Below are 18,509 nucleotides of genomic sequence, written 5' to 3' on the forward strand. Positions count from 1 at the left end.
CCTGGAAATCGCTGAGCGTTAGTTAGGAAAAAGGATTGTAGCCAACGTTCTGCTGTTCAGCCTGGAAAAAGATACACGTGCGCCAATCCTGACTGACAATTCATCAACCAGTTTCAACCCAAGGCCATTGAGTCCTTGATGCAGTAGATCCATTACCAGCGCAGACTCGTAGTCATCCTGCGAGAATTCGTTCCCTGTATTTGCTATGACAATGGCGCTCCCGCTTGATTCTTCTTGGTAGCTGATATGAATTTCACCATTTTCACCAGAGGCCTTGATTGCATTCTGTAACAAATTCCGAAGAATTGTCTGAAGAAAATATTCATCTGTCTGGATAATCAGATCTTCTGGAATAGCGTTCTCAATTATAGTTTGATTGGCTTCAATATTGAGTTGCAGCAAATTCAGTGAATTCTTCACTAATGAAAATACCTCCACAGGTCTGATATCGAAGTTGAAAGAATTCATTTGCGTTTTTGACCAAACAAGTAATTCTTCCATCGTCTCTAATAAGGAAGCAGTGGCTGTTTCGATCTTATGACTCAATTCTTTTTTTTGAATTTCAGTTAATAAGCCAGGGTTTAATTTCTGCAATTTAAGAAACTGATATACCTGGCTGATCGGCGAACGAAGGTCGTGGCTGAGAATTCCGAATAGCTTCGCTTTCGTTTTGTTCGCTTCTTCAAGTGCAACAATCACTCGTCCAAGTTCTATATTTTTTGCATTAAGATTCGCAGCCGACTTTTGTTTGTTGCGATAGATCACAATGAGCAAAGCGGCGATTAGTATAAACATCAACGCCGCGGCTGTAAGCCATAACCGTTGCTTTCTGACAAATTCAAGTTCACTTTTTTGCTCGTCTATCTGTTGTTGTTTCGCTTTATTCTGATATTTCCCCTCAGCGTCTGCTATGCTTTTTTTTGATGATTCCAGGTAAAGAGAGTCTCTCAAAGGAACATATCGCTCAAGAGTAAGGTAGGCGTCCTGCCAGCGATTCAATCTGGAATAGCAAAGTGATAGGGTCTGCAACAAAGACAAATATACCTCTGGACCAATTTCGTATCCGACAGTTGCCGACGATTCGAGAAGTGGCAATGCTTTCGCATATTCTTTTTGTTCCACGAGCATTTTTCCCGTCATTAGGTCAAGTTGGATCCGGTCAATATCGCCCAAAAGTTTCCGGTCAATATGATTTGCCCTCAAAATGTAGACATACGCCAGATCAGGTTGTTTCTTCTGTAAATAAAAGTCTGCATACGCCAATTCCGTAGTCATGATATTTATGCTGACCCCAGGATCTTTCGGATGTTTTAAGGATAAAAGATTTAGACTATCAAAATAGACTCTGGACTGAGCGAGGTTTGATTCCAAAAGGAAAGCTTCGGCCATCCTTTTGTAATAATAACTTATATAATCCAGTGTATTTTCAATATACGGTGGGAGTGTAATCTGAACTCTGTCTGGCTATCTAGGTTGGTTCAAATTTAATTTTTCTTTTCGATTTCAAATGCTTTTTTGCTTGTTATTGGGTTTGTCAAGGGCGGCGGAGGCACGAAGCCGTTTATATACCCTTGATAAATTCAATAGCAGGCTATTTTTGCGTTTCATATTGGGAAGCAAAATTAAAGGTCCATCCGCATTCTGTCGCCAAATTTGATATGCAATTGTTGGGCGGTAAGTGCCCAATTTTGTAAAGGGGAGGTCCACTTCCGACTTATATTCTCAACCGCCAGATAGATCAATTTTAACAGGGCCATATCATTAGGGAAGGCACCTTTTGTTTTTGTAATTTTTCTGACTTGCCTATGAAAGCCTTCTACGGCATTGGTCGTGTAAATAAGTCTTCTAATTTGCTCATCATAAGCAAAATAGGTTGACAGTTTATGCCAATTATTCTGCCAAGATTTGATCACAACCGGATATTTGGGGCCCCATTTATCGTTGAGTTTATCCAGCTCTAACTCTGCTTTATCTTTCGTGGGCGCCTGGTAGACCGTTTTTAGGTCTTGCATGAAAGTTTTTTGATCCTTAGAAGCGACGTATTTAAGCGAATTTCTGATCTGATGAATGATGCAACTTTGAATTTCCGATTCCGGGAATGACGCCAATATTGCCTCGGAAAAGCCAGTAAGATTATCGGTACAAGCTATCAAAATATCTTTCACTCCCCTGGATTTCAGATCTGTAAGTACTGAAAGCCAGAAGTTAGCGCCCTCGCTTTCTGAGACATACATGCCAATCAAGTCTTTATAGCCATGTCGATTCACACCAAGCACATTGTAGACAGCCCGTGTCACGACCCGGCCTCCATCTCGCACCTTATAATGCATAGCATCCAACCAAACAATGGTGTAAAGGCTTTCTAGTGGCCTACTTTGCCATTCCTTGACTTGCGGAATTACTCTTTCTGTGATTTCGGAGAGTGTTGCATGAGATATTTCAACGTCATACATCTGTTGAATGTGATCAGATATATCGCGAAAACTCATGCCCTTACTGTATAATCCAATAATTTGAGGAGCGAGGTTATCAGCCAGGACCGTTTCGCGTTTCTTGACAATTTGTGGGGAAAAGCTGCTCTTTCGGTCTTCTGGCGTAGTCAGAGTAATTTCACCAGACATAGTCTTTAAGCGTTTGCTGCCTTTGCCATTGCGTTTGTTACCGGATTCCCGCTCCTGCTCACTGAGATGAGCATTCATTTCTGACTCAAGAGCACTTTCCAAAAATTGTTGAAGTAGCGGAGCGAAGACCCCGTCTTTACCAGTCAACGATTGTCCTTTCATCAACTGTTCCAGCGCCTTGTCGCGCATCTGTTCGAATTCTGTCTTTTCCATGTTCTGTCTTAAAGTTAAAACTTTTAGACAGAGTTCATTTTACAGTCTCTATACGGTCTGGCCTCTCCGAGATATTGAATGGCCTTTTCACTCTTTTCCTGGTCCAGATATACTTCGGCCAAATTGACCAGATCTATCACAACTTCTTCCCGATCCGTGATCAAACCATTGGCAATCATTGCTTTCTTACCCTCGATCCCTTTCAACAGGTAAAATATCTGCTTCTCATACTGCCCTATCATGTTATAGTAGCGTGCCACAGAAGCATATAAAGCTACTTTTTCCTTCACATTCTTGGTAGAGTCGATAAACGCCAGTGACTCCCGAAGCACTCCCTTGCTTCTGTCCGTGGTTCCTACATGCTGAGAATAAATGATAAATAGCCTGTCTAGGGCATTCCTGATTCTTTTAGCATTTCCTGAGAGATATGCATATTTTTTTGACAACAGATAGTGCATTTCCGAGCTGTCCATTGTTACCTGATTCTCATGAACAACACCGAGATAAAAATGAAAACGTGACCGGTTAAAGTTGTCGTCAGAAGGCGAAATTCTCAAACCATAGCTCGCCAATTTTCGCTCCCCTGCTAAGTTCCGCGCAAAAAAAAGGGAGTCACACAACTCAGCCAACCGCTGGAGTTTTTGCCCAGACGTCCTATACCCAGACAAATCGGGAAGCGATTGCGCCTGCGCAAAAGAGTAAAATAGAAGAAAAAAGAGTAAACACCTTCTCATACCTATTAACTAACGTGAATTCGGGGTAAAATTACAATTACTTCAGCAACAGTTTGGACAATAGTACCTTTTATCACTTTCCTGGTTTCAACTCCGCTTTCGCCCAGCTGACTTCCACTTTTGTCACCCATGTTTAGCGGATAAATAGTATTGCCATTGTTCCCGGTAAAACGCTTTTCGCTTTCTCCAAATCACCGATTTCCTAATCCCGGTTGATTTCAAGCAACAATTCGAATCTCGTTGGGGGCACACAAAAAGAGACAACCTGGTTTATTTCCAAGCTGTCTCTTTTTTTAGTTCATTAGGCCCGAGCCAACGAATTTAGTTTTCAGACTCATCCGGTCCAAAGTTTAGGGGATCGCTTTCGTACCCCAGCATGGCAGAACGGCATACAACCCTCTTCATTTCCTTGGCCACCTTTTTACATCAGGCCCACCTGGCTTCTACTTTTAAGCTGTTTCCTGGTAGACTCCGTTAATTCACGGTTGGCCAGTGCGCGGCATTCAGCTAACGCATCGCTAAACATCATCTGCTGCGGCGGCGTTTTTTGTGTTGCAGCGGAAGGGCCTCTCAGTGCCCCCACCAGTCCAAGTTCTCTGGCTACATAAACATAACGGATTGCATCGATGACTACTCCAGCGGAATTGGGGGAATCCTGCACAGAAAGCTGGGCATCCAGGATCACCGGAGCCCCCATGAAGCCTTCCAGTTCCAGCCTGAAATTGGCTACCTTGTTATCGCCATAATAGGCAATGTATTCGGAAGGCCCCGCATGGAGAAAACTATCGTTGGTAGAAATCCCCCTTATGTCGTTCTGCGCCCTGATCACATTTTCCTTCGATATCTTTTTAGACTGTAGCCTGCCCTTGTCCTCCATATTAAGGAAGTCGGTGTTGCCCCCTACATTACGCTGGATATGGGCTTTTACGTGATGACCTCGCTCAAAAGCAAGTTCTTGTAACATCTGGGATACGATGCTGGCCCCAAACTGGCTGCGCATGTCGTCGCCGATGAGCGGAATACCCGCCTGCACAAACTTTTGCTCCCAAACAGGGTCCGATGCAATAAATACAGGGATGCAGTTCACTAATGAGATGCCCAGTTCCAGACAAATTTCAGCATAAAATTCCGTGGCTAGCTGAGATCCGACAGGCAGATAATTAATTAAAACTTCCGCCTGGTGGTGTTTCAGCTGCTGAACAATCTCTGCTCTTAAAACGGCAATAAAGGAAGCATCGTAATTACTTTTGCTACCCAAAACATCTGTTTTTTTCAGTTCTTCCTTTACCACAAACCGGCTGTCTGCCGGATAAAGTGACATCTGTGGAGAAACTCCGTCAATAACCGGCGACCGGTATACCAGTGCTTCCGAAGAAATCTCGCGATTCAGTACGATCGCACAGTTGGGTCGCGCAAAAATCGCATCTTTTAATGTAAGCCCTATTTTCCTCTCATCAATGTCAAAACAACAAACAAACTCAATATCCTTTGCCTTGTACCCACCTATATCATCCGCCATCAGCCCCGAGGTATTTTCCGAATATCTGGTGTAATATTCCACCCCCTGAACAAGTGAACTGGCGCAATTTCCAACGCCCAAAATGGCCACCTTAATTTTTTTTAATTCCTGAAACATTCCTGATAATGAATTTAATAAACCATTGATTATTTTCTAAGAAAAATCCCCAACCTACTATACAAAAAGGGAGGAAAATCTGTTTTGAAAAGCTAACATTCAAATTTATGCAAACGTTTGCATAAATTTGAAAATCGAGTGGATATATTAAATCTTAAAACTGAAAAACATTATATTTATTTAATATTCAACACTTTAAAAAAAATAGAGATTGAAATATTTTTTTTAAGTCAAAAAAGAGCTTTACATGTAAATAAGAGCATTCCAAACAAGGCATTATCATGGGTATCATAGAAAATCTGTTTACAATCAGTCTCAAAAAGTCCAAATCAACCCCGTGAAATGTCTATATTACACGGGGGTAATGAATAGCCAACTCTATATTTTTGAGCATTGAAATTAACATTATCAACATCAGAAAAATTAAAACAAAGATCATGGCAGATATCTTACACAGAGTGGGCATCCAGACCGCTTCCATCGAAAAAGTTTACCAGGCATTAACTACCCGGGATGGACTTGCAGGCTGGTGGACCACCAATACCAGCGGGGAAGGTGATCAGACGGGCAATATCATCGCGTTCCGCTTTGGCGCCGGAGGTTTCGATATGCGGGTAACGGAGCTGCGAGAGCCTGCCTATGTCCGGTGGGAAGTATCCGACGGGCCGGAAGAATGGATAGGCACCAGCATCAGTTTTGAACTCCGGCAGGAAGATGATTTCATCATTCTGCTTTTCAAACACATGAACTGGCAGGAGCCTGTTGAGTTCATGCATCATTGCAGTACCAAATGGGCTGTCTTTCTGATGAGTCTGAAATCACTGATAGAAACTGGCAAGGGATCACCGGATCCTGATGATGTGAAAATAGACAACTGGAATTAGTTTCTTGCTGCTCACATAACTTCCAGGTTATGGGCCAAAGAATAGAATCCGGGTAAAGGAGAAATTGGCAGTAGCTTATTTCCCTTTTACCCGGATTTGTTATTATTTATTTCCCAGGTTTGCTTTTATAAAATAGATTTGTAATTTCACGGGTACGTACCCGCAATTGAAATTCTAAACTTCTGCTAATTGCTTGTGACAAGGTTAAATGCGGGGCAGATACGGTCAGAGGGGATATCAAACGGGAGAAACGAATCAGCAGGAAGAGTTTAGTATACACTGAGGAAAGTAATAAAACAGATATGAGAATTTGGATGCTGATAATTTCCGGTATGAGCATAATGGTCTTTGGGATTTTATTTCCCAGGCCTCAATCTGCACCGAGGCAAATCCCCTCTTCATCCACCGTGGAGGTCAGTACGCTGCTGTCCGGTCTTGATGTTCCCTGGGACCTGTGCTGGGGGCCCGATAACCAGATCTGGTATACCGAGCAGGCCGGAAAAATAAGCAGGCTGGACCCTGGCACAGGAAAAAGCGAACTGCTTGTGCATATTCCGGATGTACTCCGTCTCACCACGCCAGGGCTGATGAGCCTCGCCTTCCATCCCGATTTCAAACGTCAGCCCTACCTATTTACCAATTATACCTATAGAAAGGATTCCCTCACCATCGCCACCAAGCTGGTCCGCTACACTTATAGTAAAGGAAAACTGTCGGCCCCGGTTATCCTGCTTGAAATACCCGGGCACAAAGGGCACAACGGTTCGCGGATTGTCATTTCTCCTGACCACAAAATTATGTACGCCACTGGTGATGCGGTAACCATCACTAATGCGCAAAGCCTGGCTTCTCTCAACGGCAAGGTACTTCGCCTGAATCTGGACGGGACGGTACCAGCAGACAACCCTATTAAAGGAAGCGCCGTATGGTCATGGGGCCACCGCAACATTCAGGGCCTGGTTTACAGCCCCAAAGGGATACTATTCAGCTCGGAACACGGGGATGCAACCGATGATGAATTGAACAAAATACTGCCCGGCAACAATTACGGCTGGCCAAAAGTGGAAGGCTATTGTGACCAGCCCAGGGAAAAACAATGCTGCGATTCTGCCAGAATAACACCTCCGCTGATGGCCTGGACCCCGACCATCGCCCCGGCTGGAATCGCCTTTTACGGCTCACACGCTATTCCGGAATGGCAGGGTTGTTTACTGATGACCACCCTCAAAGAAGCAGACCTGCGTGTTCTGAAACCGGACGAAAAGGGAGATAAGATCATATCTGAAAGAATTTACCTGGATCAGCAGTATGGCCGCCTACGAGATGTGTGTGTTTCACCCACGGGCGATGTCTATGTCTCTACCAGCAATCGTGACTGGAACCCGGGAAAAGGTTTCCCAACACAGGGAGATGACCGAATTCTTCGTATCCGCAGAAAAAATGGGGGTATTAAGCTGGCTGACCTGAGTGGCCCGGTGGCATCGGCCCGGCCTGCTCATGAACCTGCGGGCAAGGCGCTTTACCACCAGTACTGTTCCTCATGCCATAAAGAGGACGGAAAAGGCGTAGCAGGTGTTTTTCCTTCGCTGGCAGGCTCGCCTCATGTGAAAGGAGACAAACCCGTACTGCTGAGGATAATCCTGGGCGGAATTTCACCGGCAAAACAGAATGCCTCAGGAAAATACGATCAGCAAATGCCCGCATTTCTTTTTCTTAAGGACGAAGATATAGCCGACATTGCCACCTACATACGCGCCGGATTTGAGAATGATAGCGAGAGAGTAATGCCCCGGGAGGTAAGTAAAGCAAGACAGGACCCGGGAAAATGAAATTGGGTTTATAACATCTAAGCAGTCTAACAAACTATCCATCATCCCATTAAGATGAAAACATTAAAAAAGCCGGAAGATCATGTTTTACTTTGGGAGTCGTTCCGGGAAGGTAACCGGGAAGCATTTTCCCGGATATACGAGCTGTACGCCTCGGAGCTCTACCGGTATGGTTATAACCTGGTCCGGGACAAAGAATTGGTGGAGGATTGTATACAGGAATTGTTTTTATCTATGTACGTCAAGGGAAGATCTCTGGGCACAACGGACAATATCCGGTTTTACCTTTACAAAGCCGTCAGGAACCGTCTCCTTAACGCCATTTCCCGGAAAAAAAGTATCTTGTCGGCCAACGGCTATGCATTTGAGACGTCCGAGTTTGTAATACAGCCCGTTGAAAAACAACTGATAGAGCAGCAGCACCATTCCATGAGAGCCAGGATCATCGCGAGTGAGCTCAATAAATTACCCCGGCGGCAAAAGGAAATCCTTTATCTGGTATACCTCCGGGAGCTCTCCTACCCCGAGGCTGCCGAAATCATGGGCATCACCATCAAAAGTGTTTACAACACCGTACATATTGCTTTGTCGTCATTAAAAAAGTGTATGAAAGATTCTTTTTATCAGGAAGGACTGTTTTATACATTTATACAACTTATCACATACGGGCTCTGGCTAGCCGAGTAAGTTTGTTAAAAACCCCACCCGATGGAATATTCTGATTACAAGGCTGCCGATTTTTGCGCTGATCCTCATTTTGTACAATGGGTGCTTTCCCCTACCACCGATACAGACATGTTCTGGAAGGAGTTCAGGGCCGTACACCCTGAAAAGGAAGAGGAGATCAGGAGTGCCATCTTGATGCTCAATTCCATTGAGTTTGAGGTCACCCAACCTTCGGGAAAACGCCTGGCTGCTCTCAAATCCAGGATTGAATACGAACTGGACAAGGCAGATCGCGGGTATGACAAAAAGAGAAGCTACCTGCGGTACTCCTTTGCGGCCTGTTTCGCAATGATTTTGATCGCCGTCGGGTTCAGGATATATACTTCTTCCAGAGGGGTGCGCTATGAAACAGGTTACGGTGAACTCCGGGAGATCAAAATGAAAGAGGGCAGTGAGATCGTCCTCAATGCCCGTTCCTCAGTAGTTGTTTATGAAAACCTGTCGGGTAACCGTGAAGTAGAACTGAACGGAGAAGCATTTTTTAAAATAGCCAAAATAAAAGGTTCAAGGTTTATTGTCAAAACACCCGAAGCACGGGTGGAGGTACTGGGTACACAGTTTAACGTACATACCCGGCGCGAAAACACGACAGTCGTATTGCGTGAGGGGAAAGTTAACCTTTCCAACGGAAAAACATTACCGGTTTATATGAAACCCGGCGAAATGGCTTCGGTGAGTAAACAGAATGCGGCGATTGCCCTGCAGAAAGTAAAACCCAGCGACTACCTTTCCTGGATGAAGAGGGTATTGATTCTGGACAACACACCGGTATCACAAGCCCTTCTTACGGTTGAAGATTCATTCGGTGTTAAAATCGAGCTGGCAAAGCCCGAATTGCTCAGGAAAAACCTTTCCGGCCAGCTACCGCTTGAAAATATCAATGATTTCGCCAATGATCTGGCCATCATTCTGGACCTTCAGGTGATGAAAACTGCCAAGGGATACCGTCTTTACTGACCCTTGTTCCTATCCCTGCCTTAAGCAAACGCACTGCTGAAAGAAAATTTTAACTTTTTTCAAAAAAAAAGGGAAAAGCAGGAAATTCAACTGTTTTACATGTAAAAAATTTTATAAAACCTGTTTACGTGTTATGAAATATTTTACTATTCCTTTACTATGCATTACCGGCTTGCTGTCCCTTCCCGATCAGCGATGTCACGGGCAAAATGCCCTTGCTGCCAACTATCCTGCCAGTACCTCTGCATCCGTTCAACAGGAGGCTCAAACCTTGGGAATCCTGCTGAAAAAGCTGGAAAAGATGTACAAAACCACTTTTGTCTACTCCGCTGAACTGCCGGAGAACAAAAAAGTAAACTTTTCCCTTAAGCCGGGGCAAGATCTGGAATCGGTACTGAAACAGGTACTCCCGTCTTTCAATCTGAAATACAGAAAGTTATCGTCAGGGGGTTATGCCATCGTGGAAGATAACAAAGGAAATGATACCGGCAATAAAACCGACAAGACGAGCGATAAAAGTTCTTCCTCGGGATATTCCTCGTCGAACAAAGGTGGCATGGCGCGGGATATTTCCGGAAAAGTGACCGACGAAAAAGGTGAGCCGCTACCCGGTGTAACCATCCTCATCAAGGGTACTCAGCAAGGTACTGTTACCAACGATGCCGGTAATTATCTGATCAGTGTTCCGGAGGGCGAACCTGTTTTAATATTTTCTTTTATCGGGTACGTAACCGGGGAAGTTGTTATTAAAAACCAGACCAAGGTGGACCTTGTCATGAAAGCGGATGTAAATGCCTTGGAAGAACTGGTTGTGGTTGGGTATGGTGCGGTAAAGAAAAGTTCACTGACAGCGGCAGTTACCAGGGTCGAAAACAAGAAGCTGGATCAGATGCCTGCAGGCCGTATAGAAAGTGCTTTGGCAGGCCGGCTGGCCGGTGTGAGCGTGGTAACCAACTCAGCAACTCCAGGCGCCGCCCCGCTGATCCGGATCAGGGGTGTGGGCTCTATTGACGCCGAGAACAGCCCGCTGATCGTTATTGATGGTTTCCCCGGCGGAGATCTGGGCCAGCTCAACATGAACGACGTCGCATCCATAGAAGTTTTAAAGGATGCCTCAGCTGCGGCCATCTATGGGTCACGCGGCGCCGGAGGGGTGATCCTGGTGACCACAAAAAGAGGCTCCGGCAAAGCAAAGCTGGATTTCAACACGTATGTGGGTGTAGGTGTACCCATGCTGCACAACGACTGGCTTACCGGCAAAGAGTGGTATGATTACCTTGTAAAATATCAGAACAGGGAATTTGCGTGGGCAGGTGGAGACGTTAGCCTTCCGATGTTCGGCGACAGCCGCCGCCCGGTGACCTATCAGGTTAACCCCCTTACCTATGAGCTTCCCCAGACGGTGTGGCAGGATGAAATTACCCAGAATGCTCCTATACAGAACTACAACCTTTCTATTAGCGGCGGAGAAGGTAAAACACGCTATTTTTTGTCCGGATCTCTTAAGAATGAAAAAGGAAATGTCCTGACGGCCGGGTACAAACAGTACAGCCTGAGAACCAATCTGGATGCCCGTATCAATGATGCGCTTGACCTGGGAGTAGAACTGAGCCCCTCCTATTCCACTCGTCGCCTGGCAGGGAGTAATATGGTCAGCCTGGCCAAATATCCCCCTTTTGTACCCCCAACCGACCAACAGGGAAGATATCCCCGTACGCAGGATTATATATTAACCGGACACTCCGGACAAGCCAGCCCTTATGTTTTTCTGTACGGGACCAACAACCAAACCAATTCGTTCAAAAATATCGGAAGGATTTTTGGTAACTTAAAAATTGTGGACGGATTGGTTCTTCATACCTCCGTAGGTACCAATATCACTTTTAACAGTACCGACTATTTCCGGGGCGGAGCCGGTGACAAGCTGGTTCCCACACAGGGCTCCACAAGTGATTACCGCTCGATCAACCTGATCAACGAAAACACGCTGACCTACGCTAAGACATTTAATAAACACGACTTTACCGGATTGCTGGGCGCATCTTACCAGAAAGAGACCTCCAGAAGTACCTCCATTGGCGCAGTACAGGGATCTTATAATAACGAAATCATCCAGACCCTGAACAATGCTGTCATCAACCCCGCCGCCACCAGCACGAGCAAGTCGGCCTGGGGACTGGTATCTTACTTCGGGCGGGTGAATTACAGTTACAATGGTAAGTACCTGCTAGCGGGCTCCATTCGTACCGACGCTTCCTCCCGCTTCGGCCCCGATAATAAATGGGCGCTTTTTCCAGCATTTTCGGCTGCATGGCGGATCAGTGAGGAGAATTTCCTGAAGAGGGTTCATAGCATCAGCGAGTTGAAATTAAGGGCAAGTTATGGTTCCACTGGTAATTTCAACATCGGCGACTTTGCATACCTGGGCCGTGTGGGATCGGTAAAATATTCTCCTGATAATAACCTTGTGAACGGACAGGCACCCATTTCATTTGAAAACACTAGGCTTGGCTGGGAAAAAACGGTAAGTTACAACCTTGGGCTTGACGTGGGGTTGTTCAGCAACCGTCTTTACCTGAGCGTGGATCTTTACGACAAGACCACCAATGACCTTCTTTACAACGTTTCCATTCCTGCCATCACAGGTTTTACCAGTACCATCACAAATGTTGGTGAGATCAAAAACAAGGGTATTGAGCTGGAACTGACCACCCGTAACGTTTTGGGACCTGTGACCTGGAACTCGACTTTCAATTTTTCCCACAACAAAAACGAGGTGGTTAACCTGGGAGGTATTTCGGAACGTATTTACAATTATTCTCTCGGCATGAGCTGGATACTGAAAGTTGGAGATCCTATGTTCTCGTACTACGGTTACAAAATGAACGGTATCTATCAGAACAAGGCGCAGGTGGACGGTACACCTCACCTGGCCGGGGCCAAACCGGGCAATCCGATTATTACCGATGTGAACAATGACGGCAAGATCGATCCGCAGGACAAAGTGGTTCTTGGTAACTTCCAGCCTAAGTACCTGCTGGGTTTTGTCAATGATTTCACCTACAAAAGATTTGACCTGAACCTGATGATACAAGCTTCGCTCGGTGCAAAAATGTATAACCTGGAAAATCAGTACTACGAAGGAAATACGCTGGGTGCTATGAGAAGATCTCTTTCTGAAAATCAGTGGTGGTCTGAGTCCGACCCTGGTGACGGCAAAACACCGGCGGCAGCCCTTAGCCAGCTGGTTCAGTACAACGCCAATACAGATTTCTATCTGGAAAACGCCTCCTACATGACGATCAGGAACCTGAACCTTGGCTATACCTTCAAACCTACCCTGATCGGCAAACTGGGAATGAGCCAGTTACGCATTTACGCCTCTATCAATAACCCGCTGATGGTGAAGAGCAAACGAAATCACTCCTACAATCCTGAGGGTTTTACAAACGGAGAGATCAGCGGTGTTAACAGTATACCGGGCCTCAACAGCGGTTCGGAACCGATCAACCGGGTTTATGCCCTGGGATTGAATGTCAGTTTTTAATCAAACAGAAAATATCATAGGGATATGAAAAATACAAATACTATACTGATCAGGATCGTTACGGCGATCGTGCTCCTGACCGGCGTAACAAGTTGTCACGATGAGCTGCTGAATCCGGTTCCCGAATCCGTACTGACCACCGCAAACGCTTTTAATACCGCACAGGATATAGATCTGGCCGTGCTGGGGATATACAGCAGCTTGCAGACGAAGGTCCAGAAGGATTATCTGATCATGGAGATGACTTCTGACAATATGTTCGCCGAGTATTACGCTACCGAACCAGGGCTTATTGAGATGGAATTTCTTACCGTTTCGTCTGAAAACAATATCCTCAATGTGTTCTGGAAAAATGCATACAGCGGAATTTTCAGAGCCAATTCGGTACTTAACTACATCGACCGCCCCACCAATTACGCCGAGGGAAAGAAGAATCAGTACATCGGAGAGGCAAAGTTTATGCGTGCGCTGTTTTATTTTGACCTTGTACGTATTTTCGGCGATGTGCCCCTGGTTCTTAATCAGATTTCTGCCGCAGAAGCTGAACAGATCGGCAGAACTCCCAGTGCCGATGTATACGCCCAGATCCTTGCCGACTTAAATGACGCGGTGGCCAATTTACCCAACCCATCGGCGGTGCCCAGAGGCCGGGCTTCCAAAGCCGCAGCGCTTACACTTCTTAGCCGTGTATACATTCAGATGAAGGATTATGCCAATGCCAAAACACGACTGGAACAGGTGATCAATGGCTTTAACTACAAACTGGTTACCAATTTCCGCGATCTTTTCAGCCTGGAAACGGAAGCCAATACAGAGGCGATTTATTCGGTACCCTTTGTGGCTGGTACCAATGGCCAGGAATTGTCAACTACTTTCGCGCCTTTGCAGGGTGTTTATGGGATCGTTTCCACAGGAAACAGGGTGGGACGCCCTTCCTGGGACCTTCACAAACGCTACGACCCGCTGGATACCCGGAAAAAAGTGACCATAGAGGAATGGCAGCTTCCTGCCAATGCCACGCCAACTTCCCAGCCTATCTGGTATCCTTATATTAATAAATACATGGTTCCTCACCTGCCAAATACCTCCGGGCTTGACCTTCCTATCATGCGTTTTGCAGAAGTAATACTGATGTACGCCGAAGTACTGTATGAAACCGGAAATACCGCGGGTGCACTGGAACAGATCAACATGATACGCAAAAGGGCTTTCAAAGACGACCTGCATGCTTATAAACCGGAAGCTATTGCCACCAGGGAAACCTTTATGGACGTATTACTTCTGGAACGGCGCCTTGAACTGGCCTTTGAAAATCACCGCTGGTTTGACCTCGTAAGAACCGGCCGTTTCACAAAGGTCCTGTCAAATTTTGAAGGGGAATATAACCCGGGGACCGGAACAGCCGAAATTCAGGAAGTAAACGCAAAAGAGTTTATGAAATTCTTCCCGATCCCGTATGAGCAGATACAACTTGCCAAGTCAGGAGTGCTGAAGCAGAATGACGGCTACTGACCTGCGTAGCTGAAGCCAGTCTGATGAACGTTTAACCATGAAAAGTAAATACTGCGGGCTGGTATACTTGTTGTAACGGGCCTGTCTCCTATCCTTTCGGACAAGGGAGACAGGCCGTTGCACAAGCCTGCCTGCCTTTGTTCCCGCTGGAAAAATTGACGGGCAGATCCGGAGGTCTATTCGGATAACCTCCTGTCGAAACCCTTCCGACAATCATCCATTTTACCTGTGTAAGAAATGAGATCAACTACGAAGAACATGAACGGCCCAATCATTTTCCGTTGGCTGATCTGCTGCATACTGTTTCACGCCTCATGTGCGGCACTCGCACTTGATGAAAAAGCAGTCAGAACCATTACCATCCGAGCGGTTCCTGGAATGCGGTTTGATCCGGTCAGAATAAAGGCTGAGCCCGGTGAAAAGATAAAAGTGGTATTTGCCAATGCAGATGATATGAGCCACAACTTCCTGATAGTGAAACCAGGAAGCCGGTTACACGTTGTGGAAGAGGCACTGAAGCTGGCCGAAAGAGGACCAGAAAAAAACTATATCCCCGACGTCCCGGATATCCTTTGGTCCCTGCCTGTGGTAAGTCCGGGTGAAATAGGCGCGCTGAACATCACAGTACCGCAGCAGGAGGGTGCCTACCCTTACGTATGCACTTTCCCTGGCCACGGATTTGTGATGTATGGTGCCCTTTACGTCACCAGAAATGAGTTGCTTCCCATTCAGGATGATCCGAATGTTCCCGAATACGCCCGTGTGAGTAGTGGGCCGGCTTCAAAACATACCCATTCCCAGACGGTCTTTCATCCCTATCCTTTGTCCCCTCCTGTGTTGTACAGGGTTTTTATGCCGAATGCCGGGCCGGCCTCTTTTGCAGTCAGAATAACGGACAGCTTATCCTATTGCTGGGACTCCTCACACGGGCGACTGTTATATGCCTGGAAGGGTGGTTTCATTGACAATTCGGTTGCCTGGCGGGGCCACGTAAATGCGGAAGCCGAAATTCTGGGTGAGATTTTTTATCAGGCCGCAGAAACCTGCCCGCTGAGCGCGCTGGGCGGGAAGTCTGCCCCTGTCATTTTCAAAGGATATACCCTCAAAAAAGGATACCCCGAATTCCACTATACCATAGGCTCTCTGGATGTTTATGAAACCATACTTCCCGGGAAAAACCGGATGGAGTGGGTCCACCAGTTCCGGGTATCCGGTGCGCGAAAAGGCATTTGTTTTGACACCAGCGGCAAAGGGAAATATACCGTCCGCCATAGTGCTGGTCGTATGAAGGATCGGGTGATCAGCCTGAGTAACTCAGAAGCCCTCCGCTTTTCAGTAACCTACACCTTTTAACACAATGAAAAGAAAAACAGTACTTTTCTGGCTCACGATGGCGTTGGTCCACCAGCACCATTCGGGTTACGGACAGGAGAAAGCCGGTTACACAGTGGAAAATATTGAACTGCCAAAAGGTCTCAATGCAGAAACGGGAGGAATCAGTTTCATGCCGGACGGCAGAATGATTGCCTGCTTTCACCGTGGAGAAGTGATGACCTATCACCCTTTAACCAAAACATGGAAACTATTCGCACAGGGACTTCATGACCCGCTGGGCCTGCTGGTGGTGAGCAACAACGAAGTACTGGTCATGCAACAACCGGAACTGACGCGATTGAAAGATATGAACGCCGATGGCATTGCGGAGATATATGAAACCGTGACGGCGGACTTTGGCATTTCAGGAAATTACCATGAGTTTAATTACGGACCGGTAAAGGATTACAGCGGCAATCTGTATATAGCGCTTAACCTGGCTTCATCCGGTGATGGCATCCGCAGTCGCGTACGCGGAGATCTGAACCTGCTCGGACGCGATGGTGAAGGGCGCAAACAGATGTTTTCGGTAGTCCCTTATCGTGGATGGGTGATGCAGTACACGCCTGAAAAACGCCTTGTCCCCTATGCCAGTGGCCTGAGGTCACCCAATGGAATAGCCATGGATCCGGCAGGGAATCTGTTTGTCGCTGATAATCAGGGCGACTGGGTTGCCTCAAGTGCGTTGTATAATGTGCGCAAGGATCATTTTTACGGGCACCCGGCCGGGCTGGTCTGGAAGAAAGGATGGGACAAAGGCAGCCCTTTTGATACTCCGATCACCTATCTGGACAGTTTGAGAACAGCTCCGGCCGTATGGTTCCCGCAGGGAATTATTGCCAATTCGCCTTCTCAGCCGCTATTTGACATCACTGAGGGGAAATTTGGTCCGTTCAAAGGTCAGTTGTTTATCGGGGAAATGAACCGCGACAGAATCGTCAGAGTCGTGCTCGAGCGGGTGAACGGAGAATTTCAGGGGGCCTGCATACCTTTTATAGATGGTACCGGTTTGCTGAAAGGAAACAACCGGATGGCCTTTGCCCCGGATGGCAGCCTGTGGGTAGGCCATACCGAACACGGATGGATTGGCAGCAAGGGAATACAGAAAATCAGCTTTACAGGGCATGTACCGACTGATATTCTTAAGATGTCGCTGACCAAAACCGGTTTTGATATCACATTTACCAAGGAAATGGATGAAAAAACAGTCACTGATACGGCCCGTTATCACCTGCGGCATTATCGGTACAAATATTACAAAAAACCGGCCAATGAACCGGTAGATGAAACCATCCAGTTCGACCGTCAGGAAGTTCCCATACAATCCATCACCCTTTCACCCGACCATAAAAAGGTATCCATGCGGATTGATGCGCTCAAAGAGGGGTATGTTTATGAACTAAAGCTGGAACCTTTGAAGAGCACGGATCAGGAGCAGCTGGTGAACCGTTTGATCTGTTACACATTGAACCATTTAAGATAAGTATAACCGGAATGGGCTCAGCTACTAGCCATTCCGTCACTAAACCGTTTATTTAACCATCAGCATCATGATGAACAGAAGAGATTTCTGGAAAAATTCGATTGCGACCTCCGCTTCACTGCTCGTAGCTTCAAAAGCGGCGGCATTTTCAGAGAAGGCACCCCTATCAGCGGCTACCCCTGCTTTCATCGATAGCTATATCAATCTGTTCGACTGGCCATTCAGAAAACTGAAATATGCCGACACGGGGAAGATAACAGCAAAATTGTCAAAACACAGTATCACAGAGGCTTGGGCCGGAAGTTTTGAAGGTCTGCTTCATAAAAACATCGATGCCGTGAACGCCCGGCTGGCAGAGGAATGCAAAAAAACATGGCCGGTTAAACTGATTCCCATAGGAACTGTAAATCCTAACTGGCCAGACTGGGAAGAAGACTTACGCAGATGCCACGAACAGTACAAAATGCCGGGGATAAGGATCGTACCAATTTACCAACTGATAGACTTGCAAAGTCCCGAATTTGGCCGTCTGCTTGAAATGACTACCCGCATGGGAATGTTCATCCAGGTCGTCGGAGATGTTGAAGACCCTCGTCATCATCACGCAGCCCTGAAAACGAAGGATGTGAAATTTGAACCCCTCCTGGATGCCGCAAAAAGTATCCCCGGTGCACGCATTCAGCTGGTTCACTGGAACCGGAAAATACCGAATCCGCTTCTTGAAAAAATAATGAATGAGACGAGAATAACGCTCGACATTTCCCGAATTGAAGGTGCAGGAGAGCTGGGCAGGTTAATGGAGGGAAACTCATGGTACGGCCCGAAAAACCTTAAAATCAGCAGTGAAAGGTTTCTGTTCGGTTCACATGCGCCGTACTTCCCGCTGGAGTCGGCATTGTACAAACTCTTTGAATCGCCGCTGAGTGAAGCCCAATTCAACCTGATCACCAGAGGAAATGCAGAAAATTTCAAGAGAACTCAATAACCAAATCT

At 46.4% G+C, this 18,509-nt stretch carries 13 protein-coding genes; 9 read left to right on the forward strand and 4 right to left on the reverse strand.

Going from position 1 to position 18,509, the window contains the following annotated elements; genetic code table 11:
* Nucleotides 1-18: 18 nt before the first annotated feature.
* The 4 genes from KOE27_RS27190 to KOE27_RS27205 all read right to left on the reverse strand — a co-directional run bounded on the left by KOE27_RS27190 (nt 19) and on the right by KOE27_RS27205 (nt 5,204).
* Nucleotides 19-1,389, reverse strand: coding sequence for a sensor histidine kinase (locus KOE27_RS27190; protein WP_215242007.1), 1,371 nt, complete (start codon nt 1,387-1,389; stop codon nt 19-21).
* Nucleotides 1,390-1,622: 233 nt separating this feature from the next.
* Nucleotides 1,623-2,834, reverse strand: a complete 1,212-nt coding sequence (locus KOE27_RS27195; protein ID WP_215238454.1) for an IS256 family transposase — start codon at nt 2,832-2,834, stop codon at nt 1,623-1,625.
* 23 nt (nt 2,835-2,857) lie between these two features.
* Entirely contained in the window at nt 2,858-3,391 is a 534-nt protein-coding gene (locus KOE27_RS27200; protein ID WP_215242008.1) for a hypothetical protein, read from the reverse strand.
* Between the two features lie 598 nt (nt 3,392-3,989).
* Complete coding sequence (locus KOE27_RS27205; protein WP_215242009.1) at nt 3,990-5,204, reverse strand: inositol-3-phosphate synthase; 1,215 nt, start codon at nt 5,202-5,204, stop codon at nt 3,990-3,992.
* A 437-nt stretch (nt 5,205-5,641) separates the two neighbouring features.
* On the opposite strand from KOE27_RS27205, the gene KOE27_RS27210 reads away from it, so the two are divergent.
* The 9 genes from KOE27_RS27210 to KOE27_RS27250 all read left to right on the forward strand — a co-directional run bounded on the left by KOE27_RS27210 (nt 5,642) and on the right by KOE27_RS27250 (nt 18,501).
* Nucleotides 5,642-6,088, forward strand: coding sequence for an SRPBCC family protein (locus tag KOE27_RS27210; RefSeq protein WP_215242010.1), 447 nt, complete (start codon nt 5,642-5,644; stop codon nt 6,086-6,088).
* Nucleotides 6,089-6,420: 332 nt separating this feature from the next.
* Entirely contained in the window at nt 6,421-7,917 is a 1,497-nt protein-coding gene (locus tag KOE27_RS27215; protein ID WP_229253011.1) for a PQQ-dependent sugar dehydrogenase, read from the forward strand.
* 54 nt (nt 7,918-7,971) lie between these two features.
* Complete coding sequence (locus tag KOE27_RS27220) at nt 7,972-8,604, forward strand: RNA polymerase sigma factor (RefSeq protein WP_215242011.1); 633 nt, start codon at nt 7,972-7,974, stop codon at nt 8,602-8,604.
* A gap of 21 nt (nt 8,605-8,625) precedes the next feature.
* The gene (locus tag KOE27_RS27225) at nt 8,626-9,600 is read left to right on the forward strand and encodes a FecR family protein (protein ID WP_215242012.1); all 975 of its coding nucleotides are present in this window, start codon (nt 8,626-8,628) and stop codon (nt 9,598-9,600) included.
* 133 nt (nt 9,601-9,733) lie between these two features.
* Complete coding sequence (locus KOE27_RS27230) at nt 9,734-13,147, forward strand: SusC/RagA family TonB-linked outer membrane protein (RefSeq protein WP_229253012.1); 3,414 nt, start codon at nt 9,734-9,736, stop codon at nt 13,145-13,147.
* A 24-nt stretch (nt 13,148-13,171) separates the two neighbouring features.
* Nucleotides 13,172-14,659 carry a RagB/SusD family nutrient uptake outer membrane protein gene (locus tag KOE27_RS27235; protein WP_215242013.1) on the forward strand — a complete coding sequence of 496 codons (1,488 nt, stop codon included), beginning with the start codon at nt 13,172-13,174 and terminating at the stop codon, nt 14,657-14,659.
* Between the two features lie 237 nt (nt 14,660-14,896).
* A complete protein-coding gene (locus KOE27_RS27240; RefSeq protein WP_215242014.1) occupies nt 14,897-16,012 on the forward strand; it encodes a plastocyanin/azurin family copper-binding protein in 1,116 nt (371 codons plus the stop codon).
* A 4-nt stretch (nt 16,013-16,016) separates the two neighbouring features.
* Entirely contained in the window at nt 16,017-17,516 is a 1,500-nt protein-coding gene (locus tag KOE27_RS27245; protein ID WP_215242015.1) for a DUF7133 domain-containing protein, read from the forward strand.
* Between the two features lie 67 nt (nt 17,517-17,583).
* A complete protein-coding gene (locus tag KOE27_RS27250) occupies nt 17,584-18,501 on the forward strand; it encodes an amidohydrolase family protein (protein ID WP_215242016.1) in 918 nt (305 codons plus the stop codon).
* Nucleotides 18,502-18,509: the final 8 nt, after the last annotated feature.

This window comes from Dyadobacter sp. CECT 9275 (assembly GCF_907164905.1).
GTDB lineage: Bacteria > Bacteroidota > Bacteroidia > Cytophagales > Spirosomataceae > Dyadobacter > Dyadobacter helix.

Bases quoted from the DNA above. Each gene is read 5' to 3' on its own strand.
- KOE27_RS27190 (WP_215242007.1), bottom strand. From the start codon at position 1,389: ATGGCCGAAGCTTTCCTTTTGGAATCAAACCTCGCTCAGTCCAGAGTC.
- KOE27_RS27195 (WP_215238454.1), bottom strand. From the start codon at position 2,834: ATGGAAAAGACAGAATTCGAACAGATGCGCGACAAGGCGCTGGAACAG.
- KOE27_RS27205 (WP_215242009.1), bottom strand. From the start codon at position 5,204: ATGTTTCAGGAATTAAAAAAAATTAAGGTGGCCATTTTGGGCGTTGGA.
- KOE27_RS27210 (WP_215242010.1), top strand. From the start codon at position 5,642: ATGGCAGATATCTTACACAGAGTGGGCATCCAGACCGCTTCCATCGAA.
- KOE27_RS27215 (WP_229253011.1), top strand. From the start codon at position 6,421: ATGAGCATAATGGTCTTTGGGATTTTATTTCCCAGGCCTCAATCTGCA.
- KOE27_RS27220 (WP_215242011.1), top strand. From the start codon at position 7,972: ATGAAAACATTAAAAAAGCCGGAAGATCATGTTTTACTTTGGGAGTCG.
- KOE27_RS27225 (WP_215242012.1), top strand. From the start codon at position 8,626: ATGGAATATTCTGATTACAAGGCTGCCGATTTTTGCGCTGATCCTCAT.
- KOE27_RS27230 (WP_229253012.1), top strand. From the start codon at position 9,734: ATGAAATATTTTACTATTCCTTTACTATGCATTACCGGCTTGCTGTCC.
- KOE27_RS27235 (WP_215242013.1), top strand. From the start codon at position 13,172: ATGAAAAATACAAATACTATACTGATCAGGATCGTTACGGCGATCGTG.
- KOE27_RS27240 (WP_215242014.1), top strand. From the start codon at position 14,897: ATGAGATCAACTACGAAGAACATGAACGGCCCAATCATTTTCCGTTGG.
- KOE27_RS27245 (WP_215242015.1), top strand. From the start codon at position 16,017: ATGAAAAGAAAAACAGTACTTTTCTGGCTCACGATGGCGTTGGTCCAC.
- KOE27_RS27250 (WP_215242016.1), top strand. From the start codon at position 17,584: ATGATGAACAGAAGAGATTTCTGGAAAAATTCGATTGCGACCTCCGCT.